At 33.6% G+C, this 21,093-nt stretch carries 21 protein-coding genes; 6 read left to right on the top strand and 15 right to left on the bottom strand.

The window, feature by feature from the left end; translation table 11 throughout:
• Positions 1-28: 28 nt before the first annotated feature.
• Positions 29-3,598 (bottom strand): response regulator, encoded by a 3,570-nt coding sequence (locus GKZ88_RS03725; protein WP_155101047.1) that lies wholly within the window; start codon positions 3,596-3,598, stop codon positions 29-31.
• 16 nt (positions 3,599-3,614) lie between these two features.
• Complete coding sequence (locus GKZ88_RS03720; protein ID WP_155101046.1) at positions 3,615-4,829, bottom strand: response regulator; 1,215 nt, start codon at positions 4,827-4,829, stop codon at positions 3,615-3,617.
• 278 nt (positions 4,830-5,107) lie between these two features.
• Here GKZ88_RS03720 and GKZ88_RS03715 point away from each other — a divergent pair, with 278 nt between their 5' ends.
• Positions 5,108-5,956 carry an SDR family oxidoreductase gene (locus tag GKZ88_RS03715; protein ID WP_155101045.1) on the top strand — a complete coding sequence of 283 codons (849 nt, stop codon included), beginning with the start codon at positions 5,108-5,110 and terminating at the stop codon, positions 5,954-5,956.
• A 95-nt stretch (positions 5,957-6,051) separates the two neighbouring features.
• Positions 6,052-6,312 (top strand): SemiSWEET transporter, encoded by a 261-nt coding sequence (locus GKZ88_RS03710; RefSeq protein WP_155101044.1) that lies wholly within the window; start codon positions 6,052-6,054, stop codon positions 6,310-6,312.
• A 179-nt stretch (positions 6,313-6,491) separates the two neighbouring features.
• Here the strand turns inward: GKZ88_RS03710 and GKZ88_RS03705 are convergent, their stop codons facing one another.
• A complete protein-coding gene (locus GKZ88_RS03705; RefSeq protein ID WP_155101043.1) occupies positions 6,492-7,286 on the bottom strand; it encodes a hypothetical protein in 795 nt (264 codons plus the stop codon).
• Positions 7,287-7,614: 328 nt separating this feature from the next.
• A complete protein-coding gene (locus GKZ88_RS03700; protein WP_155101042.1) occupies positions 7,615-7,953 on the bottom strand; it encodes a hypothetical protein in 339 nt (112 codons plus the stop codon).
• Positions 7,954-8,180: 227 nt separating this feature from the next.
• Here GKZ88_RS03700 and GKZ88_RS03695 point away from each other — a divergent pair, with 227 nt between their 5' ends.
• Positions 8,181-11,387, top strand: a complete 3,207-nt coding sequence (locus GKZ88_RS03695) for a PAS domain-containing protein (protein ID WP_155101041.1) — start codon at positions 8,181-8,183, stop codon at positions 11,385-11,387.
• Positions 11,388-11,451: 64 nt separating this feature from the next.
• On the opposite strand, the gene GKZ88_RS03690 is transcribed toward GKZ88_RS03695, so the two are convergent.
• A complete protein-coding gene (locus tag GKZ88_RS03690) occupies positions 11,452-11,883 on the bottom strand; it encodes a response regulator (RefSeq protein WP_155101040.1) in 432 nt (143 codons plus the stop codon).
• A gap of 222 nt (positions 11,884-12,105) precedes the next feature.
• Here GKZ88_RS03690 and GKZ88_RS03685 point away from each other — a divergent pair, with 222 nt between their 5' ends.
• Entirely contained in the window at positions 12,106-12,609 is a 504-nt protein-coding gene (locus GKZ88_RS03685) for a pyridoxamine 5'-phosphate oxidase family protein (RefSeq protein WP_155101039.1), read from the top strand.
• 99 nt (positions 12,610-12,708) lie between these two features.
• Here the strand turns inward: GKZ88_RS03685 and GKZ88_RS03680 are convergent, their stop codons facing one another.
• From GKZ88_RS03680 to GKZ88_RS03670, 3 genes are read right to left on the bottom strand one after another with little or no spacing between them, the layout of a single operon-like run.
• A complete protein-coding gene (locus GKZ88_RS03680; protein ID WP_155101038.1) occupies positions 12,709-13,419 on the bottom strand; it encodes a DUF72 domain-containing protein in 711 nt (236 codons plus the stop codon).
• Entirely contained in the window at positions 13,416-14,168 is a 753-nt protein-coding gene (locus tag GKZ88_RS03675) for a DNA-formamidopyrimidine glycosylase family protein (RefSeq protein WP_230392453.1), read from the bottom strand. The genes GKZ88_RS03680 and GKZ88_RS03675 overlap by 4 nt, the downstream gene beginning before the upstream one ends.
• Before the next feature lie 51 nt (positions 14,169-14,219).
• Positions 14,220-14,792: a ferritin-like domain-containing protein gene (locus GKZ88_RS03670; protein WP_155101037.1), complete on the bottom strand. Its 573-nt coding sequence runs from the start codon at positions 14,790-14,792 to the stop codon at positions 14,220-14,222.
• A 188-nt stretch (positions 14,793-14,980) separates the two neighbouring features.
• Here GKZ88_RS03670 and GKZ88_RS03665 point away from each other — a divergent pair, with 188 nt between their 5' ends.
• The gene (locus tag GKZ88_RS03665; RefSeq protein ID WP_155101036.1) at positions 14,981-15,520 is read left to right on the top strand and encodes a hypothetical protein; all 540 of its coding nucleotides are present in this window, start codon (positions 14,981-14,983) and stop codon (positions 15,518-15,520) included.
• Positions 15,521-15,672: 152 nt separating this feature from the next.
• Here GKZ88_RS03665 and GKZ88_RS03660 read toward each other — a convergent pair whose 3' ends face one another.
• From GKZ88_RS03660 to GKZ88_RS03630, 7 genes are all read right to left on the bottom strand, one after another.
• Positions 15,673-16,320, bottom strand: a complete 648-nt coding sequence (locus GKZ88_RS03660) for a DUF5661 family protein (RefSeq protein ID WP_155101035.1) — start codon at positions 16,318-16,320, stop codon at positions 15,673-15,675.
• A gap of 89 nt (positions 16,321-16,409) precedes the next feature.
• Positions 16,410-16,571 (bottom strand): DUF1328 domain-containing protein, encoded by a 162-nt coding sequence (locus GKZ88_RS03655; protein ID WP_084157389.1) that lies wholly within the window; start codon positions 16,569-16,571, stop codon positions 16,410-16,412.
• Positions 16,572-16,680: 109 nt separating this feature from the next.
• Positions 16,681-17,766 (bottom strand): DNA topoisomerase IB, encoded by a 1,086-nt coding sequence (locus tag GKZ88_RS03650; RefSeq protein WP_155101034.1) that lies wholly within the window; start codon positions 17,764-17,766, stop codon positions 16,681-16,683.
• Between the two features lie 11 nt (positions 17,767-17,777).
• Entirely contained in the window at positions 17,778-18,017 is a 240-nt protein-coding gene (locus GKZ88_RS03645) for a Rho termination factor (RefSeq protein ID WP_155101033.1), read from the bottom strand.
• A gap of 219 nt (positions 18,018-18,236) precedes the next feature.
• Positions 18,237-18,914, bottom strand: a complete 678-nt coding sequence (locus tag GKZ88_RS03640; protein ID WP_155101032.1) for a hypothetical protein — start codon at positions 18,912-18,914, stop codon at positions 18,237-18,239.
• Between the two features lie 23 nt (positions 18,915-18,937).
• Entirely contained in the window at positions 18,938-19,600 is a 663-nt protein-coding gene (locus GKZ88_RS03635; RefSeq protein WP_155101031.1) for a hypothetical protein, read from the bottom strand.
• Positions 19,601-19,670: 70 nt separating this feature from the next.
• On the bottom strand, positions 19,671-20,066 hold the full coding sequence (locus GKZ88_RS03630; protein WP_155101030.1) for a hypothetical protein: 396 nt from the start codon (positions 20,064-20,066) through the stop codon (positions 19,671-19,673).
• A 258-nt stretch (positions 20,067-20,324) separates the two neighbouring features.
• Between GKZ88_RS03630 and GKZ88_RS03625 the strand changes: the two genes are divergently transcribed.
• Positions 20,325-20,912, top strand: coding sequence for a DUF4142 domain-containing protein (locus GKZ88_RS03625; protein ID WP_155101029.1), 588 nt, complete (start codon positions 20,325-20,327; stop codon positions 20,910-20,912).
• Positions 20,913-21,093 lie beyond the last annotated feature (181 nt).

The raw sequence follows: 21,093 nt of genomic DNA, 5'->3' as shown, positions 1-21,093 counted from the left end.
CTTTTAATTTGTGGCATAACTTATTTTATTAAACTTTATCATACAGCCAAACACGCAGCAACGACAACAGCTGATCAACATCAACCGGTTTTGTAATATAATCTGATGCTCCGGCTTTTATGCATTTTTCTCTGTCTCCTGTCATAGCTTTTGCTGTAACGGCAATCAATGGCAGATTCAAAAATTTAGGATTAGCTCTAATTTTTTCGGCTGTTTCATAACCGTCCATATTGGGCATCATCATATCTAATAAAATGACATCAGTATCTGGATTTTCATTCAGAATTTTGATGGCTTCATTTCCATCAAATGCCGTGATAATATTCATTTTGAATACTTCTAAAGCTTTTGTAAGCGAATAAATATTTCGAACATCATCGTCAACAATCAGCACTTTTTTGTCATGCAGAATATTATTCAATAAATTTAGCTTTTTATGACCTTCTTTTTTGTCTTTTCCTTCTTTTTTATCTTCAACTAAATGCAGAAAAAGAGAAACCTCATCGAGCATTCTTTGGTACGAATGCGCCGTTTTTACAATGATTGAATCGGCATACTTTTTAATCTTCACTTCTTCTTTAAGTGACAGACTTTTTCCCGTAAAAACAATTACAGGCAAATTCTCTAAGCCTGGATTTTTCTTTACGCCGTCTAGAATTTGGTATGCCTGTTTATCAGGAATTCCCATATCCAGAATTACGCAATCCACTTCAGTCTTATTTAAAGCCTGAAGTCCATCAGAAACTTCACTTTTAATTTCTGAGTTGATATTATACGTTTCTAAGAAATAAGCTAAAGCTTTGGCATGTTTCGGGTTATCTTCAATAATTAAAACCTTTTGCGCTTCTTTATTGATGATGTGTTCGATTCGCAGAAATACATCTGGAATTTTTTCGAAAGCTACCGGTTTATCTAAGAAATCAACAGCACCTTTCAACAGACTTTCCTGTTTCAATTTATGAGATGACATAATATGCACCGGAATATGCTTGGTTTCAAAATTATTTTTTAATTCTTCTAAAATTTCCCAGCCACTTTTTATTGGAAGTTCGATATCCAATAAAATACCAACTGGCTTATACAGCAATGTGAAATTCAATGCATAGTCACCGCGAACTGCCACTACTCCTTTGTATCCTTTTTGATGTGTAAAACTCAAAAGTGATTTGGCAAAATTAATATCATCTTCAACGATTAAAATTACCTTATCTCCTGTTTTAATTGAATTTCTATCATCGTCGATTTCATCAGGAATTATGTTACTTATGTATTTTTTTGTTTGAACTGGTTCTACTTCCGGTTCTACTTCTGTAAAATCAGTAGGAGGAATTTTTTCAACATTTACTTTATTGTACGCTGAACCAAAAACCGGCAGACATAAAGTAAACGAACTTCCCTCGTTCACTTTACTGTGCAGTATAATTTCACCTCTTAATAATTTTGCTAATTCCCTGCTGATCGATAATCCTAATCCTGTTCCGCCATATTTACGTTTTGTAGAGCCGTCGGCCTGTTGGAAAGCTTCAAAAACAAGCGGCTGTTTTTCTAACGGAATTCCAATTCCGGTATCTTTTACTATAAAACAGATTATTTTTTCATCGTCATCATTTATTTTAATTTCTACACTTACTTTTCCTTTTTCAGTGAATTTAATGGCATTTGAAATCAGGTTTTTCAGAATTTGTTCCAAACGCATTTTGTCTGTTTTGATGACAATTGGCGCTTCATTCGAAATAATTTCAAATTCGATTCCTTTTTCTTTGGCAACCAAATTAAATAAGTTCCAAAGTGAATCTGTGATTTCTTTAGTCGAAACATCTAAAAACTCCAATTCCATTTTTCCGGCTTCGATTTTAGATAAATCCAAAATTTCATCAATTAAGCCTAATAAACTGTTTCCTGAACTCTGAATTACTTTGGCGAACTCAATTTCTTCATTGTTCATGCTTTTATTATTATTTTCAGATAATAATCGGCTTAAAAGAAGAATTGAGTTTAAAGGCGTTCTTAATTCATGCGACATATTCGCCAGGAACTCCGATTTATAACGCGTTGTAAGTTCCAGCGCTTCTGATTTTTTCTGAATTTCATTGTTTTTTTCTTCCAATAAAACACTTCTTTCAGACAATTCTTCGTTGGTTTGTTCCAATTCTTCCTGCTGCACTCTAAGTTCTTCTTCAGAAGCCTGAAGTTTTTCAGTCTGTGCTTCTAGTTCAGCATTAATCGCTTCCAATTCACTGTGCTGTACCTGCAATTCTTCCGACTGAGATTTTGTTTCTTCGAGCAGTTCCATCACTCGTTTTCTGTTTTGAGTCGATCGCAGCGCAATTCCGATGTTGCCCGCAACGGTGTTCAAAAATTCTAAATGCAGTTCAGAAAATCCATATATACTTGCCAGTTCGACTGCGCCTTCAATTTTATTATCGACTAAAGGAAATGCCACAACATGGGTAGGTTTAATTTGTCCTAAAGCATAATTAATTTGAATATCGTCTGGCGACAATGTTTTTAATTCTAGCATTTTCCTAGAAGTAATTGCCTGACCAATAATACCTTCCCCTTTTTTAATTCTTTCTCTATTTTTGCTCGGTATATAACTATAACCTCCAGCAGCCAAGAGTTCATCTCCATCTGTCACATACAATACGCCTGCACTGCTGTTGGTATAATTACATAAAAATTCGATTACATCTTTTGATAATTTCTGCAATGTTTTTTCGCCTAACATGGTATTATTCAAATCGGCAATACCAGTTTGAAGCCATTCTTTCTGTGATAATAAATCAAATGAGTTTTTAAGATTAATGCCCATTGTATTCAACGATTCTCCTAGACTTCCAAGCGCATCGGCTTTTGTGTCATCAACACGAATGTCATAGTTTCCGTTTGAAATATTATTTGCAATGGTGCTGATTGCTTCAATTCTCTGCGCGGTTTCAAAATCTTTTTTCTCCAATTCAAGCTGCAAGGCAGAGCGTTCGTTGAAATCTTTCAAAATTCTGATCAAGAAAATAATCGAAATGATAAAGGCAATAAAAAAAGCGATGATAATTAATATTAAACTATAATTCCCGTATCGTTCTGAATTAGCATTACGTTCTGCTAAAAGTCCCTGCTCAGTAGCTTCAACTTTTTTTATTACCGCACGCAGATCATTCATCATCTGTCTGCCTACATTTAAATCAAAAACGACAGTATCTTTTCCTAGACGTTTTTTAACGATTTGATTGTTTAAATATTTGAAAAAACTAGCCCGCATTACACGAAGTTCTTTCAATTGTTTTTGCTGAGAAGGGTTGTCAACTGTAAGTTCATCCAACTTATCAAAATAAGTATTTGATTTTGCTTCAGCATCATTGTATCGCTCCACAAACTGTTCGTCGCCCGTAATTAAATAACCGCGCATGCTGGTTTGTGCCTCTGTAATAATGGCTGAACCTTCGTTTAAATTGTAAATAACTTCCTGAGTATGATTTACCCAAAAATTACTATGTAGCAAGCTTTTAATGCTGATAAACGAAGCAACAGAGCTGATTGTAAGTACTAATAACGAAACTAAAGAACTGATCAGCAGATTTCTTTTAAAATTATTCTTCATATTTATAATTTCTATTTTATTCGTATTTTAAAGGAAGCACAATAATAAAGCTTGCGCCTTTGCCTACCTCGCTTCTAGCAGTAATTAATCCGTTGTGTTTTTCTATGATTTTTTTAGCAATTGCTAAACCTATTCCGGTTCCTTCGTATGCCTGACGGTCGTTCAGACTTTGGAAAATGATAAATATTCTGTCCAAATAAATTTCGTCAAAACCAATTCCGTTGTCTTTTACCGTAATTCTGCAAAACTTTCCATCGGGCGAAGTTGGGCTGTCAAAAGATTTGAGGGCAATTAATTCTGAAGTAATTTCGATTAACGGAGGTTCATTTGCTCCAGAAAATTTAATGGCGTTTCCAATTAAATTTTGAAAAACCTGACGAAGCTGGCTTGGAATACTGTCAATTGTTGGAAGTTCTGAAGTTTTAATCGTTGCATTTTTTCGATCAATTAAATAATCAAAATCCGAGAGCACTTCCTGCAAAACCACATTAAGATCTGTAGTTTCTGGCTTTACCTGCGCCGATAATCTTGAATAGGCTAAAAGATCCGTAATCAAAGTCTGCATTCTTTCTGCCGATTTAATAGTACGATCCACATAATCGATTGCTTTTTCATCGGCACTTAAATAAAGATCTTTGATGATTTTTATGAAGATTTGGATCTTCCGGATTGGTTCATTTAAATCGTGCGAAACCACCCAGGCAAATTGTTGCAGTTCGTGGTTTTTTAACTCTAATTCTTCGTTTTTTAAAACCAGTTCTTTTGTCCTTTCTGCAATTTTAATTTCGAGATTGTCCTGAGCTTCTTTTCTGATTTTTATTTCTTTTGAAAGAAGGTCTTTTATGCCTTTGAGTTCATTTTGCTGTTCGTAGATTTTGATAAAGGTTTTTACCTTCAACATCAACAGATCAGTATCAACCGGTTTTGTGATATATTCCACAGCACCCGTTTCATAGCCTTTAAAAATGTATTTTTTTTCGATATTTAAAGCAGAAAGAAATATAACCGGAATGTCCTTTGTCCGTTTATTTCCAGAAAGGATTTTTACCACTTCAAAGCCGTCAAGTCCCGGCATTTGAACATCCATGATAATGAGGCAGTAATTTGTTTTTAAAATTTTCCTCAGTGCTTCCTCTCCAGATTCGGCAGCATCGACATCAATATTATGCAGCTCTAATGTTTTTTTTAAGGCAATAATATTTGCCTTTATATCGTCTACAATCAATACCATGCTGTGTGAGGGGTAAAAAGCGTTATGAATTTGTTTTGGTTTAAATATTTAGCGTTGGTAACTATCCAAAACATCTGATCCTATTTTGAACAACCATAGCTCAACCTTCAAATTTATAAAGAAAAGTTAAAATTACTTTTCATCAAAAATCTAATTCGTTATATAATTCCCATGTTTAACGGAATTGCCCTTTTTGAGGCAATCTTAATATTATTTCGGTTAATGTATTGGAGCAAAACTTTCTACATTAGAAATGAATTACTATAACTTAAACTATTATGAAAAAGGTTAAAACATTTCCTGAACAAAAACAGGAACTTCCCGGAAATGAATATTTAATGCATCCCGAACCCGAAATAATACGTGAAAATTATACCGGAAGCGGTAAACTTCTTGGAAAAGTGGCTTTTATAACTGGTGGTGACAGCGGTATTGGGCGCAGTGTTGCAGTTCATTTTGCCAGAGAAGGTGCCAATATTGCAATTGTATATTTGAAAGAAGATAAAGATGCGCTGCGAACAAAAGAATTAATTGAGAAAGAAGGTCAGCAATGCCTCTTGATAAACGGAAATTTAAAAGATGAAAAATTCTGCAAAAGCGCAGTCAAACAATGCATTAGTTTATTCAAAAAAATAAATGTTTTGGTTAATAATGCTGCGGTTCAGTATCCACAAAACGAATTAGAAAAAATTACTGCAGCACAGCTTCAGAAAACTTTTGAAACTAATATTTATCCGTATTTCTATATAACAAAAGCAGTACTGCCACTTTTGAATGAAAATGATACTATTATCAACACAAGCTCAGTAACAGCTTATAGAGGAAGTGAACATTTAGTAGATTATGCGAGTACAAAAGGTGCAATTGTCAGTTTTACCAAGTCGCTGTCTACAATGCTTGCGAAAAGAAAAATCAGAGTAAACGGCGTCGCACCAGGCCCTATCTGGACACCACTTATAGTAGCGAGTTTTGACAAAATTTCAGATTTTGGAAAAGATAACCCGATGGGAAGAGCCGGACAGCCATCAGAAGTTGCACCAGCATACGTGTTTTTGGCCTGCGAGGACAGCAGTTATATTACTGGGCAATTTATTCATATTAATGGAGGGGAATTGGTTAGCGGGTAATTTAATTTTTAGCCACTAAGACACAAAGTTTTTGTCATTGATAAAAAAACAACCTTAGTATCTCAGCATCTTAGAATCTTAGCATCTTTAAAAAAATGAACTACATCGACATCATAGGATTATTTGCAGGAGCGTGCATCACGGTATCAACAATTCCGCAGATTTTAAAAATTTGGAAAACCAAGAAAGTCAAGGATATTTCACTTAAAACTTTTGGAATCCTGACGTTTGGAATCGTTGTCTGGATTATTTATGGCGTTTTAAAAAAAGATCTGCCAATTATCATCACGAATAGTGTTTCGCTATGTCTGAATCTAGTGATGGTCTATTTTATAATTTACTACGAAAAAGAGTGACCTGAGATGCTGAGATTCTAAGATGCTGAGATTCTAAGCTAAAAAAAAAACTCAGAATCTTAGCGACTTAGTCCCTTAGCATCTTAAAAATAAAAATTCTGAGAAACCAAGTTTAAAAAAACTTAGCATCTCAGAATCTTAGCGTCTTAGTATCTCAAGACAAAATATATGTTGCTTTATCAGCTAGCTAATTTTTGGTTATAAAGTTTAAATGACCAATGATGTCTTGCTCTGAAAAGCTTTAATGAAGTTATTACTTCAGAAAAACTCATAGTCGAAATTCGTTTGATTTCAGCAATTTGACGAACAGCGATGTCCAAAATTGGATCAAATGTTGTTAAATAATTAAAAGCATGCTGCTCTACTTCCATCTCAACAATATGATTCAAAATACTCTTTTTAAGAAGCGTTCCTACAACACCTTTTTCCGGCATTGTTTTGTATTGCTGAATCTTTTTTGAAATTCTTGAATTCTCTTTTCCTATGTAGATATAGTTTCCAGAATCGTTTGTAAAATGCTGTTTTACCTGAGAAACTAATGGTGAGTTTTTGTTCTCCATTGTTGGCATACCTAACAAAGTAAACTGAATGCGTTTATGGCTTTCAAAATACAAAACACTATTAATTACAGATGAATTGTTCAAAACCGCAGATTGGTTTTTCCCTAAGATTTTCTTCTCTCCGTCTGCACCAAAACTATGGCACACTTTTCCGTTTTCACAATAAACAAAAAATACAGGAGCCGACTGAAATGCCTCAATACTTAAACTTACATCCTGATGAAAAACCAAGTCAAAGTGCATAAATAAAATTTTGTCATCAAAACGAGTTCCTTTTATTGATCCTTTAGTCCATTTTGATTGAATATCTAAATTATATTCATTGTTTTGGGCACTCAATGTGCCGTCAAAACTATCTTTAAGATTATTAAAAACAGTTTCAAATTCACCATTGTTTATGTATAGTTTTTTCATTTTGGTTTGGTTTTAAAAAAGCAGTCAGTACTTAATTCGTTTCATAAAATGAGTTTAATATTATTTCTCATTTTCTATAATCCAAATTTCGTATTAATTGTAAATCAAACCCTTACACAATTTCAGTCAGATATTTCATAATTTTTATTTCATTAGGTCCTAAGGTTCTAAGGTACTGAGATGCTAAGGTTGTTTTACCTTGATTTTAGAGAAAAAACTTAGAACCTCAGTACCTTAGAACCTCAGCACCTTCAAAAAAAAACAGCTGCCCCAGATAAATCTGGAACAACTGCTCCTCAGCAAAATAAAAATACCTATTTATTTTATCCTAAGTAAGTTCACTGATGTCGGCATTTTTTGAATAATTCTTTTTCGGAATATCTTTAAAAAATTCGGCTTCCTCTAAATCCGCTGTAGGGCCATATCCTAACAAATGTGTTCCTTTTACATGGTCTTTTGTTTCAATTATATACAATATTGACATATCATCTGGATCGCTCATTCCTTCGTATCTGTGATGTGCAACAATATAAATTTCGTCTGGTTGATAAGCATATTTTGTATCCGTATCGATCAGAGAGGCATTATGAAATAAAAAATTTGAAGTATAGCCTTCATCCTGATATTTCTGTATATAATCGGTTTCGTGTTTTTGTTCTTTTTTCATGACTTAAAATTTGAATAACATCTTGGTTAATCTTTGTTTTATCAAATTTCATCATAGTCTGCAAATAATATTAACTCAATAGATTTAAAAAGTATCTCATTCAAAAAAGACCAATTTTAATCCTGAATATTTTTATTAATTTTAATTTCTCAATCATATACGATACAAAAAGTGCTATATTTATTACATAAAATTTATTTTTCAATAAAGCGCAAAAACAAATTTTAATGAACAATACAAATTACAATTTTCTTTCAAATGGAGGCGAAATGGGTGCTCTTACCCGTGCCAAAGATTGGAGCAAAACTCCAGTTGGAGCTGTTGAAACTTGGCCTCAAAGTCTTCGAACCACTTTAGGTATTCTTTTGCATTCAAGGTTTCCCATGTTTTTATTTTGGGGGCCAGAACATATTTGTTTTTATAACGATGCCTATCGTCCAAGCCTTGGAAACGAAGGAAAACATCCTGATATTTTAGGTCAAAAAGGTGCCGAATACTGGCCGGAAATCTGGGATTTCATTGGGCCGTTGATTGATCAGGTTTTAACCAATGGAGAACCTACCTGGCATGAAGATCAATTAGTTCCAATTTACAGAAACGGAAAATTAGAAGATGTTTACTGGACTTTCAGTTACAGTCCGGTTACTGATGATAACGAAAAAATCTTTGGAGTTCTAGTGGTATGTACCGAAACGACAGACAAAGTAAACATTAGAAAAAGACTCGAAGAAAGCAACGAACGCTACCGCAATAACATACTGCAGACACCAAATGCCATGTGCATTTTAAGAGGAAAAGATTTTGTTGTTGAAATCGCGAACCAATTAATGCTTGAAATTTGGGAACGCAAAGAGCATGAAGTTCTTAACAAACCCATTTTTGAATCATTGCCTGAAGCTGCAGGACAAGGCCTAGAAGATCTTCTTATGAACGTTTACTTGACCGGTGAGCGCTTTACAGCAAATGAGCTTCCGGTAAAATTAACGAGAAACGGCAAAATCGTAAATACTTATATCAATGTTGTTTACGAAGCTTTGTATGAGCCAGATGGAAAAATTTCAGGAATTGTTGCCATTGCAAATGATGTCACGATTCAGGTTATGGCGCGCCAGGCAATCGAAGAAAGTGAAAAACGCTTCAAAAATATTGTACAGCAGGTTCCGCTGGGAATTGCCATTCTTAAAGGCCCTGATCATATTGTTGAACTGGCAAATGATACGTATTACCAAATTGTAGATAAAACGGAAGAAGAAACCATAAACAAACCTGTTTTTGAATCGGTTCCTGAAACTAAAAGTGCGGTCTATCCACTGATTTCAAAAGTTTATGAAGAAGGAATTCCTTTTTTTACTGATGAATTGCTTGTTACTTTAAATAGATATGACCGACAAGAAGAATGCTATTTTAATATCGTTTTTCATCCTTTAAGAGAAGAAAATAACGAAGTCTCTGGTGTTATTGTTGTGGGTTATGAAGTAACCGAATCTGTGCGGACAAAATATCATTTGGCCGAACAGGAAAAAGCTTTTAGAAATCTGGTTATGCAATCGCCAATCGCGATGACGATTTTTAAAGGCAAAGATTATATTATTGAATTGGCCAATACAACGATGCTTAATGATATTTGGCAGAAAAAAGAAAGCGAAACTATTGGTAAACCAGCTTTAGAAGTTTTTCCGGAATTACTAAATCAAAAATATCCAAAGCTTTTAGATGATGTACTGAATAATGGAAAAACAATTCGCGAAAATGAATCTGTTGCTTATATCGAAATTAAAGGCAAACTCGAAAAATTTTATCTGGATTATCAATATACACCGCTTTTTGAACCAAATGGAGATATTTCGGGCGTAATGATTAATGTCAATAATGTGACGGACAAGGTCGAAACCCGAAAAAAAGTAGAAGATGCAGAAGAAAGAGTGCGTCTGGCTTCAGAAATTGCCGAAATCGTAACCTGGGATTTAAATGTTCCTACGCAGGAATTGATTTATTCAAATAATTTGCTGACGCTTTTTGGCCTTGAAAAAAACAAAAAAGTTACCCGTGCACAAATTTTAAGCCGAATTGTTAAGGAAGATCTTCCCGTAATTGAAAAAGCATTTACAAAAGCACTAAAAACGAATATTTACAAATACGAAGCCCGAATCCTGAAACCAGATGATTCTCTGGCTTGGATTAGAGTTCATGGAAAACTGTTTTTTGACGACTCAAAAAATCCTGTAAAAATGCTCGGGATTGTGATGGATGTTACTGATGAGAAAAACAGCCAGGAAGTTTTAATGAAAAGTCAGGAAAAATTCAGGCTCCTAGCCGACTCTATTCAGCAGTTTGTATGGACCAGCGACGCGATGGGAAATATGAATTATTTTAATCAGTCGCTTTATAACTTTTCTGGTCTTTCAAAAATTAATATTAATCAAAATGGCTGGCTTCAGATCATTCATCCTGACGACCGCGAGGAAAATATTAACCGCTGGATGGAATCCATAAAAACGGGTACTGATTTTTTATTTGAACACCGATTTCTGCGTCACGACGGAAAATACAGATGGTATGCAAGTCACGCGATCCCGCAAAAAGATGCCGATGGAAAAATTCAGATGTGGGTTGGAACAAGTACTGACATTCAGGAGCAAAAAGATTCTACCACTTTGCTGGAAAAACAAGTTTTGCAGCGTACAGAAGAACTGGAAAGCAAAAACAAAGATTTGATAAACATGAATATTGAGCTGCAGTCTTTTGCTTATATTTCAAGTCATGATTTGCAGGAACCTTTACGAAAAATTCAAACTTTTGCCAGCCGTTTAACTGATCTTGATGAACAGAATATTTCGGCGAAAGCCAAAACGTATTTAGAACGTATTGAGTTTTCGGCCAAAAGAATGCAGGCACTCATACAAGACCTTCTTACCTATTCCCGAACGAATTCGGCCGACAGAACTTTTGTAAAAACCAATTTAGATGAAATTGCAGAAGAAGTCCTAATGGATTTTTCTGATCGTATTGAAGAAAAAAATGCCGTTATCGAACTTCATCCTCTTGGTGAAGGAACAGTAATGCCCTTTCAATTTAGACAGTTGCTTCATAATTTAATTGGAAATGCATTGAAATTTTCCCGCAAGGATGTTCCGCCTCATATTCAGATAAAAGCCCGAAGGATAATTGGCAGTAAATTAAAATTTAAGGTTGATTATCCCGACAAAATTTACTTTTGCTTAAGAATTTCAGACAACGGAATTGGCTTTGATGATGCTTATAAAGAACGCATTTTTGAGGTATTTCAGCGTCTTAATACTGACAGTGAGTTTATAGGAACTGGAATTGGACTGGCAATCGTAAAAAAAATCGTCGAAAACCATAAAGGAATTATTAGCGCGAGCAGTGAAACAGGTCAGGGAGCTACTTTTAAAATCTTTCTGCCGGAGTTATAAAAAAATACCAGATTCATTTTAGTAAATAAATCTGGTATTTCTTTTGTTTTGTAAGGTGCTGAGATTATAATTTGTAGACAAAAGTTTTATGATCTGGGACAAATTCCTTCCAATTTATGGTTAGGGAATGTTCAATAGATTTTATAATATCTTTCATCAAAACTGGCTTGGTAATAAAATAATTCGCTCCTAAAGCGAGGCTTTTTTCAATGATACTTGGTTCATTTGAAGTTGAAAAAATAATAATTGGAATATCATTATTTTCATTGGATCCTTTGAGTTCTGTCAAAACATCAAAACCATTTTTTCCAGGCATATTCAAGTCTAAAAAAATAACATCTGGCTTTGGAGGCGAGTGGGCTATTGCATTTAATAGCTTTTCTCCACCTGAATAAGTTTGCAGCACTATATCTTTTGATAATGAATCGACGGCATCAGCAAATATGCTTAAATCGTCTTCGTCATCATCTGTATAGAAAATTAACAAATCGTTCATGTAGAATGGGTTAAACTGTTTTTGTAAAGATAAAAAAAATAATTTTACACACAATAATATGCTAAAAAATTCTGACAAAAACGGCAGCTTGAAATCTGATAATTTAAAAAGATAATTCTATAAATCTTTCCGTTCTAAAAATCCCAACTTTGTTTAGAATATTTTTCAAACAAAACAAATTCAAAGATTTATACAATTAATTATTTATTTAAATTAAAAGTCATGGGAGATCATAAAAACCTTACCGAAGAATTAGCGGTAAACAAAATAAAAGAATTGGCCGAGAATATAAAAACCTGTATGTTTTGTACGTATAGCAACGACCGCTTGCAGTCAAGACCAATGTCTGTTCAAAAAATTGATGATTTAGGCAATCTTTGGTTCTTATCTGACCGAAACAGCAGTCAAAATGCCGAAATTACACTGAATCCTACTGTTGAAATATTTTTTGCTGAACCGCATGATAAATTCCTCACACTGCATGGGCAAGCAAGTATTTCATACAAAAGAGAAATTATTAAAGATTTATACGACCCTATTGTAAAAGTCTGGATGCCTGGCGGTATTGATGATCCAAATTTAAGTGTCATAAAAGTGGTACCTGAAGACGGTTATTACTGGAACAATAAACACGGTAAAATGGTCGCAATTGCTAAAATGACTGCAGCACTTGTAACCGGCAAAACCATGGATGACGGAATTGAAGGGAATTTGCAATTGCAATAATGCTAGTTTAACCGCAAGGTTCGCAAAGATTTACGCAAGGTTCGCAAAGGATAATTTTCTTTGCGAACCTTGCGCTTTTTCTCCTTGCGAACTTTGCGGTTAAATTAACTTCTTCATCTCTAAAGCATTCAAAATCCCCGCTTCGCTTGCTGTATTATTAAAATAAACAAATCCAGATTTAGAAGCAATTTTAGTTTTTAGTTCCAATAATTCTTCAGAAGAATAACTGGAATAAAACAGTTTTGGAACACCGTGCAAACGAACATAAATAAGCGGAAAATCGGTAAAAATGGTTTGAGGCAACTTTGGATAACTGACACTGCAAAACGTAATATTGTTTTGTAAAAAGACATTCCACACTTCTTGATTCCACCAGCTTTCGTGACGAAATTCAATTACATTTTTGAAGCTTAAATCCAAGTTTTGAACAATCTGCAATAATCTTTCAGAAGTAAAAGAATAACTTGGCGGAAACTGAAACAGAACACATCCCAATTTTTCTTGTAACCCTTCTTTACAGCAGTTATAAAAATCATTTAATACAACTTCGCAGTCCATAAACTTTTTGATATGCGTAATTTCTTTTGGCGCTTTTACTGAAAATATAAAGTCCTCTGGTGTTTTATTATACCAATTTCCAAAGATTCTTAAAGTCGGGAATTTATAAAAGCTTCCGTTAAATTCGTAAGTATTAAAATGCTGGCAATAAAAATCAAACCACTTTGAAGAAGGCAGGTTTTCGGGATAAAAAATGCCTTTCCAAAATCGGTTATTATAACTCGAACATCCTATTAAAATATCATTTTTCATATGTGAAGCTGTTGACAATTGGTACAGAAAAAACTGCGGCGGTTCTTTTTTCCTGTATGTTTTCTGATGATGGGCAAATTACAGCGAAAGCAAAAGCTTTTTGTGTAAGCCAGCCAATGTTTCTTTAATTCAAACTTTTTTTTCCAATACAAAAATTCAAAACTGTAAACAGAACATTCAGAGATAATCTCGGTGATTTTTTCAGGCGGAATTTTTCCAACCAATGATTCCGGATGAATAAAACATCGGTACAAAACTTCATTTTTAATGATGTTCCCTACTCCCGAAAATATATTTTGATCTAAAATCGCATCGCAGATCATTTCGTCAGGAATTTTATCCAAGCTTTGTTTTGCTTTCTTCGGATTCCAGTTTTCGTTCAAAACATCTTCACTCCAGTCATAATATTGATTTACATCGCCTTCCAATATTTTAATCGAGCAGGTATAAAAATTGATCTCGCCGTCAGCAAACTGCAAATGCAGCCGCGGTTTGGTTTCCTTTCGTTCGTTAACTCGATAAGTACCAAACATCAGCATGTGAATTTTCACCGTAAAATCGTCAAAGCAAATCAAAAAATGCTTGCCCCAAGTCTTGAATGATAAGATTTTTTTGCCCTTTAAACGCTGAATTTCAACACTGCTGTTTCCGGAAACTTCCATTATTATTTGACCGGAAAACTGCTGTACTTCTTCTTTTAAAATCAATATGGATGGACCTTCGGGCATAATTTCTCTTTTAAAATTCATTAAAAAAAAGTGCAGTTTTGAAACTGCACTTTTATACTTTAATTTCTAATCTTACTCTGCTTCGGCAGCTTCAAGATTCACCGCATTTACAGCAACTTCTGTCAATAATTTATCGGCACCTTTTTCTTCGTCAAGCGTCAATTCTAATAGCGAGGCTGCTTCTTCCAAACCTAAGGTTTCTGCAAATTGTCTTAAAGTTCCGTAAGTAGCAATTTCGTAATGCTCGATTTTTTGGCTTGCCGCAATAATTCCAGCATCTCTTACTACTCCAATTTCAGTTTCTTCAAGAATTCCTTTGCCTTCTTCAATCAAACCTTCCATTGCATCGCATTTTTTAGCCGTCGCTTTTTTGCCAATCAAGTCAAAAATTTTCTCTAAACGTGTTACATGTTCTTCCGTTTCAACCAAATGGTTATTGATCGCCGAGATTAATTCTTCAGATGTTGCGTTTCTAGACATTACTGGAAGTGCTTTTGTCAAAGCTTTCTCTGCCCAGTATATATCTTTCAAGCCATCTTCAAATAATTCGTTTAAACCTGCAGCAGCATTTGATTTTGGTTTTGTAACACCTCTTTTTACTTCTTGCTTGGCAGTACTTTCGTTTTTGTTATTCACAGTTTTCATGGTAATTTCTTTTTATGATTAATAGAGTATAAAATTACCATTCAATATTTCAGTACAGTTATAGCATTTTTTAATTAAATTCCATTCTACACATCTGATAATTATGCAATTACGCAAAACAATTCTATAAAGAATTCTCTTGCATTTAGAAGTAGATTTGTTTTATAGAAATTATAAAAACTGATATCATGAATACTATAAATAAAAACAACAGCATTCTTAACAGAAACCCAAATACCGCCAATAGAAATGCGGTAATGAACGAAGAACTATACGATTTAAACGATCAAAAAAATACCGATAAGAGTATTGAAGAAACTGCAAATCGCGGCTATACCGTACGAAACGGGCATAATCCTGATAAGCCAAATCCCGATGAAAACGCTATTGATTACAACGACGATGATTTAGATGATCTAGATGATGATTTTCATAGCGAGCATGACTTAGAACACAATAATGATGATGTTTATGAAGTTGAGCTCGAAAATGATGATGATTATATAGACGAAGATCTTGACGAAGAAGAAGAAAATGATGAATTTGATAATCCCGCCGACACTTTTGAAAATGACTTCAATGAAACCGAAGATGATTTAGACGAATTAGATGAAGATGACGACGATTTTAATGACGAAGACGATGGTAACGATGATGATAATACTTATGTTGAGGACGATGTACAAGAAGATGATGACGCGTACTCAGACGATGATTTAAGAAGATAAAATTTAAAATTATTAAAAAATTAAAACCGTTAAGATCAAAAATTCTTAACGGTTTTTTTATGTTTTCTTATCTGGTGAATTAGAATTTCTATAATATTTAAAATATTTAATCCAATATTTCGTAGAGGCGCACAGCAGTGCGTCTACAATTTTTAATCGCCAATTTTTTCAAGTGTCGGAATATCATCCATTTTTTGCAGACGCTCTGTTAAACCAGCTCTGGCTTCGGTCAATTCTTGTTCAGCTTTGCCTAATTCTTTATACCATTCTTCTTTTCCTGTTGGCGAGTTTTCAATTTTACGCATGATTTCATAAATTTCACCCTCGGCTTCCATCACTTGCAAACGTTTATAATACGTCAGGCTTTCGGTCATATGTGCAAGCGCAATCATCGCCGTTAAAAACGGATGATTATTGGTCACGTTTACATCTTTAATTTTTCCGTGTTCAAGCTCCACTTTTAATGCAAAGGCAAATTCCTCCATATTAAAATCTTCATACTTGCTTTTCGGATTTAAATAGGCCTTAATTGCTTCAACATTGTTCATTGTCGAAAGATCAACTTCGGTATGCTTGTTGTCCAACAAGTCTTTGTAAACTACATTTGCAATCGCTCGCGCTTCGGCAGTTGTAGGGTCGTTTTTAGGATTTTCAAAATCACGAACCGACCAGTCCCAGTTTTGAGGATGTACAGGTTTGATATACTTTTCGCAAAAATCTGTTACATCATTTTTCAAGCTTACCATTTCGTCTTCTCTTTTTACGTAGACATCCTGATAAGCACCGCTTTTTGTTCCCATAATTGCTATTTTTTAAAAGATAAACGACACAAAATACCAAGATATAATTGTGTCGTTTTTATTCGTTTTTATGTACTGAGATTCTTGGTTTATACACTTCTTCGGCCACTAATAAGCGAAATGATGAATAATACCAGGAATATAAAAAATAAAACTTTTGCTATACTAGCTGCTCCAGCGGCAATGCCACCAAAACCAAATATTCCGGCAACTATTGCCAAAATAATAAATATGACTGTCCAACGTAACATAATAATTGATTTTTAGTTAATAACGATTTTGTTTGTTACTCAAATTTCATGCTTTTAAAGGAGATGCATTAACTCTAAACATTTTATTTATAGCTCTATAACTGGCGATTTACTTTAAATTGACTTGATAATTTTCAATCAATTCTGCAAAGGCCGTTTCAGAGCGTGAAAAGTATTTTTTTGTGCTTCGGCTCTTTTTTACTTTGTCGAAATAAGGCTGAATCGATCCATCTTCATAAGTGGAAACCAACAGCGGATGAACGTAATAATTTTTGCAAACATTTCTTGTATTTCCAAGCGCTTCAGCCGTGGCGTCGTATGCGGTCAGAATATTCTTTTTGATTTCTTTTTCGTCAGAAGTAATTCCGATTTCCATTAAATTTTCAAAGAATATGATCGAAGCGGCCCAAGTTCTGAAATCTTTGGCACTGAAATATTCTCCCGAAATTTCATGTAAATATTCGTTGACCATATGACTGTCTAAAACTTTGCGTTCGCCGTTTTTATCGTAATATTTAAAAACTTCCCAACCCGGAATTTCCTCGCATCGGCTAACCAGTTTTATCAATTGTTTGTTTCTGGTGGTAATCGTATGCTGTTTTCCTTTTTTTCCGATGAATTCAAATCGGAGGGAATTTTTATTGATGTTGATGTGCCTTTTTCGCAAAGTCGAAAGTCCGTATGATTTGTTGTCTTTGGCATATTTCTCATTTCCAATTCGGATGTGCGTCTCTTCCATTAATCGAATCACAAGCGCAATAACTTTATCTTTTGACCATTCTTTTTGTTCCAAATCATGATCGACTTGTTTGCGAATAGCGGGAAGTTTTTGGCCAAATTCGGCTATTTTATAAAACTTCGTCTGGTTTCTAATTTGGTTCCATTTTGGATGATAACGGTACTGTTTTCTGTTTTTATCATCTAAGCCAACCGCCTGTAAATGTCCGTTTGACAAATCAGAAATATGAACGTTTACCCACGCCGGCGGTAAAACCAAACTGCTAAAGCGTTTTAATTCGCTTTTTTGTTTAATACATCGTCCGTTCTTTTTATAAATAAAACCATCTTCGCCTTCGCATCTTTCAATTGGAAGCTTTTGATTGCTTACATAAACCAAATCCAATTTTTCAAGTACCAAATGCGGTGACTTGATTAATTGATTCATAAGCTTTTGCTGAGCGATTTTTGCAGGCATGGTTTATATTTTTAATTGTTTCGCAAGGAATTTATCAAACCCCTTTTGTTCATATACGAACGTCCTTTTATTCCTACTCTGATTGCTTGTTTCAGCAATTCTTCTTTTGTCCATTCTTCATAAGGTCTTGCTTTTCCGCCTTTTACTCCGGCATCTGGCGTATTAGCGATTCGCGCCGATTTCTCTTTACTGTATCCTTTCTCAACAAGAGCCTGATACTGCTTTTCGTTTTTAATTCTTGGATTAGGCATGACTTTTAATTTTAGGTTAATGATTTAATATGTATGGTATGTCAAAGTTCCCAAAAAAGTAAGGCGATTCTGTTATACAATTTTGGTTATAACTTTCATAATTTGAGTTATTTGTAAATCGAAAGTTTAAAGTCTTAAAGTCGAAAGTCATAAATTTCAGAGCAAAAAAAATCCCAATTCTTTAGGAATTGGGATTTTAGTAACTACATAGTAAAGTCCTTAATTTTTCTTTTTAAAAACAACTATTTTTTCTTTATTTATCTGAGTTTCATAAGAAATATCAAACCCTATTTTATCTGCATTTAATGTCAAGAAGGAAATAGCATCTTTCTTAATTTTCTTTCCTTTAATAATTACATCGGTGGCAAAATAGCCTTTTAACACAATTTCAAGATTTGTCTTGCTGATTTTATATTCTGCATTTGTAATTGTAAAATCTGCCTTATTTTTGACAGATGCAGGATTTACTACTTTAATCAGTTTTTGATCAAAAGCCAAGGAAATTCCCTGCATATCAAAATCTATTCTGCCCTTTCCTCCTGATTCATCTTCATCTATAAACTCCTCAAAAGTCACTGGAAATGATGCATGTTTCTCTCTCAAATTCACATTGAATCTTAAGAATACTCCCGAATTTAAAAAATTATACTCTCTTACAGAAGTTGGCACGACTTTAAAACTGTAAAATCCATTCGATCTACTTGTAGCTGTTTGTACATCTCCTACATAAAGGGTTTTACTAACAACTTTTAATTCTTCTCTGAAATAATTAAGTTCTGGGCTAAAAAGAGATTCATCAGGATCATTTAAAAATAAACTATTAAAGCTAGGAAAATATGCTTGTGCAGAAACAGTAAGATTTAAAAATAATAATACCACAAAAACTATTTTTTTCATTTTTAAATTAATGTATTTAAGCTTTAATTAAAACGTGCTAATCCAAATGATATAGACAATATTCCGCTAATCAAAATAATAAAATATATAAACTTCTTAATATCCTCAAATTCTCTGCCTTCTTTTAAAATTAATTTCCTAAAGCTCTTCGAAATTACGGTTAACACAGAAGTAAGAAAAACTAATCCAAGAGCAATATTAACGCCAATTCCAAAAGAAAAACCTTTAGAATTTGGATTTAAAAAAATCGGAATTAATGCAGATATAAAAAGTAAATTCCAAGCAATAACAAAAAATACAACTACAGATTTTTTGATTGGAAATCCGCCCTGATTTTGTCTTTTTATAATTTCCAAATCGGAATCACTTAGACTACTATTTGTATTATTTAAAAAACCAGTTTTTTCGATCTCATTAAGTACAAATTTGGGATCTTTAAAGGTCCAAAATATAACCTCTTGATTGTATTTTTCAATTCGATGAATAACTTTTATTCCATTGCCAATTATTGGTATCGATCTATAAGCCTTTAATTCGATGATATCTTTTGCTTGAAAAACTAAATTCCCTACAATTGAGGCGTTTATTTTTAAAACATCTTTATCGACATATAGATCAGCAAAAGGATAACTTGCGTTTGCCATTCCAATTCTTGCACCGCCTGTTAAGGTAAATTTTTCAGTCATAAATCTTTATTCTTGTGTTAATATACATTGCCGCTAGTGCAAAATATTTTGAAGTTAGAATTCTTCTTCTTTAACTCCAGCTCATATTTATCAAAACTCTATTTCCTTCGATTTCAACTTTTCCTCCGTAAGCATCGCCATCTTTTGGATGAATTTGATATGTTTTTATTTCGTTTTTTATTTCAGGTTTGACATTTCTAAAACCTCTGCTTTTTAAAATCCAATTTTTAATGGCAGATTCAGAACTTGTAAATTCAATAATAAATTGTCTGGTAAACATACTTCCTCTTTTTTCTAAATGAATAATATCCGCATCATGTGGAAGTTCCTTTAATTGTCCCCAACTTAATGCTGCTTTAATTGCATCATCTCTTTGCCAAGGCATTACAAATGATGAAAAAAAGTTTAAGTAAAGAAAAAATATTCCTAAAAATAATAATACCGAAAGTATTTTAATTATTCTCATATTAAAATTCCTTTTATAATTATTTAATAAACCGTTAGCAATTCAATTTAAAAAGCAAATAAACTTTTTTCTTGTCGAAAAGTAATGCATCCCATTATTCGAAACAAATATTGCACTTAAAAACAAATTTATTTTACGGGAAACCTCATTTTTAAATTAGCGGTCATCCAAATCATATAACAATCTCCAAAAATCCTGTAATACATTCCTCCTGCTTCCTGAATAATTTTACATCGTAACATTCAAACTATTAAAATCATGAAAAAGATACTATTAGCCGGTAAAGTAATTTTAGGAGCGGGACTTATTATTATATTCCTTCAGTCTTGTAAAAATGAAACAAAACAGGAAGATCCAAAAGAAGTTGCAGAAGATGCTAACGAAGCAAAATTTGACTCCATTGACAGCAAAGAAGATGATTCTGAATTTTTAGTTGATCAGGCTGAAATTAATTTGGCTGAAATTGAAATCGGGAAACTGGCACAACAAAAAAGTACCAATCCTGAAGTGAAAAAATTTGGTAAAATGCTTGTTGAGGAGCACACTAAATCGGCTTCAGAAGTAAGCGCTTTGGCGAAAGCTAAAAACTTTACATTACCAACTTCTCTTACTGAAGAAGGTCAGGAAGAATACAACAAACTAAACGAAAAATCAGGTCTTGATTTTGACAAAAAATTCGCCGATATGATGATCGACGGTCACGAAAAAGCGATTGATAAATTGCAAAAAGCAACTAAAGATGCTGTAGACGAAGACATTAAACTTTGGGCTTCAAATAATATTGCAGGTTTAACAGCACATTTGGAACACGCTAAATTGTTGAAACAAAATCTAGACAAAAAGTAAAATAAATTTAATTGGTTATTATTTATTTTTAGACGCTAAGATTTTAAGGTTCTAAGATGCTAAGTTTTTTTCTTACAGACTTTGAAACTTATTTTTAGACGCTAATATTCGAAGTAATTGAGTATCTGAGAACCTCAAATCTTTGCTAAAAACCCCTCAAGAGTTGAATTGCTTGAGGGGT

Source organism: Flavobacterium sp. LC2016-01 (genome assembly GCF_009711135.1).
Classification (GTDB): domain Bacteria; phylum Bacteroidota; class Bacteroidia; order Flavobacteriales; family Flavobacteriaceae; genus Flavobacterium.
This window is presented reverse-complemented; position numbering and strand designations above follow the sequence as displayed.

Bases quoted from the DNA above. Each gene is read 5' to 3' on its own strand.
- GKZ88_RS03640 (WP_155101032.1), bottom strand. From the start codon at position 18,914: ATGAAAAAAATAGTTTTTGTGGTATTATTATTTTTAAATCTTACTGTT.
- GKZ88_RS03685 (WP_155101039.1), top strand. From the start codon at position 12,106: ATGGGAGATCATAAAAACCTTACCGAAGAATTAGCGGTAAACAAAATA.
- GKZ88_RS03675 (WP_230392453.1), bottom strand. From the start codon at position 14,168: ATGAATTTTAAAAGAGAAATTATGCCCGAAGGTCCATCCATATTGATT.
- GKZ88_RS03625 (WP_155101029.1), top strand. From the start codon at position 20,325: ATGAAAAAGATACTATTAGCCGGTAAAGTAATTTTAGGAGCGGGACTT.
- GKZ88_RS03705 (WP_155101043.1), bottom strand. From the start codon at position 7,286: ATGAAAAAACTATACATAAACAATGGTGAATTTGAAACTGTTTTTAAT.
- GKZ88_RS03665 (WP_155101036.1), top strand. From the start codon at position 14,981: ATGAATACTATAAATAAAAACAACAGCATTCTTAACAGAAACCCAAAT.
- GKZ88_RS03690 (WP_155101040.1), bottom strand. From the start codon at position 11,883: ATGAACGATTTGTTAATTTTCTATACAGATGATGACGAAGACGATTTA.
- GKZ88_RS03650 (WP_155101034.1), bottom strand. From the start codon at position 17,766: ATGCCTGCAAAAATCGCTCAGCAAAAGCTTATGAATCAATTAATCAAG.
- GKZ88_RS03645 (WP_155101033.1), bottom strand. From the start codon at position 18,017: ATGCCTAATCCAAGAATTAAAAACGAAAAGCAGTATCAGGCTCTTGTT.
- GKZ88_RS03660 (WP_155101035.1), bottom strand. From the start codon at position 16,320: ATGGGAACAAAAAGCGGTGCTTATCAGGATGTCTACGTAAAAAGAGAA.
- GKZ88_RS03700 (WP_155101042.1), bottom strand. From the start codon at position 7,953: ATGAAAAAAGAACAAAAACACGAAACCGATTATATACAGAAATATCAG.
- GKZ88_RS03680 (WP_155101038.1), bottom strand. From the start codon at position 13,419: ATGAAAAATGATATTTTAATAGGATGTTCGAGTTATAATAACCGATTT.
- GKZ88_RS03725 (WP_155101047.1), bottom strand. From the start codon at position 3,598: ATGAAGAATAATTTTAAAAGAAATCTGCTGATCAGTTCTTTAGTTTCG.
- GKZ88_RS03635 (WP_155101031.1), bottom strand. From the start codon at position 19,600: ATGACTGAAAAATTTACCTTAACAGGCGGTGCAAGAATTGGAATGGCA.
- GKZ88_RS03630 (WP_155101030.1), bottom strand. From the start codon at position 20,066: ATGAGAATAATTAAAATACTTTCGGTATTATTATTTTTAGGAATATTT.
- GKZ88_RS03655 (WP_084157389.1), bottom strand. From the start codon at position 16,571: ATGTTACGTTGGACAGTCATATTTATTATTTTGGCAATAGTTGCCGGA.
- GKZ88_RS03720 (WP_155101046.1), bottom strand. From the start codon at position 4,829: ATGGTATTGATTGTAGACGATATAAAGGCAAATATTATTGCCTTAAAA.
- GKZ88_RS03670 (WP_155101037.1), bottom strand. From the start codon at position 14,792: ATGAAAACTGTGAATAACAAAAACGAAAGTACTGCCAAGCAAGAAGTA.
- GKZ88_RS03710 (WP_155101044.1), top strand. From the start codon at position 6,052: ATGAACTACATCGACATCATAGGATTATTTGCAGGAGCGTGCATCACG.
- GKZ88_RS03695 (WP_155101041.1), top strand. From the start codon at position 8,181: ATGAACAATACAAATTACAATTTTCTTTCAAATGGAGGCGAAATGGGT.
- GKZ88_RS03715 (WP_155101045.1), top strand. From the start codon at position 5,108: ATGAAAAAGGTTAAAACATTTCCTGAACAAAAACAGGAACTTCCCGGA.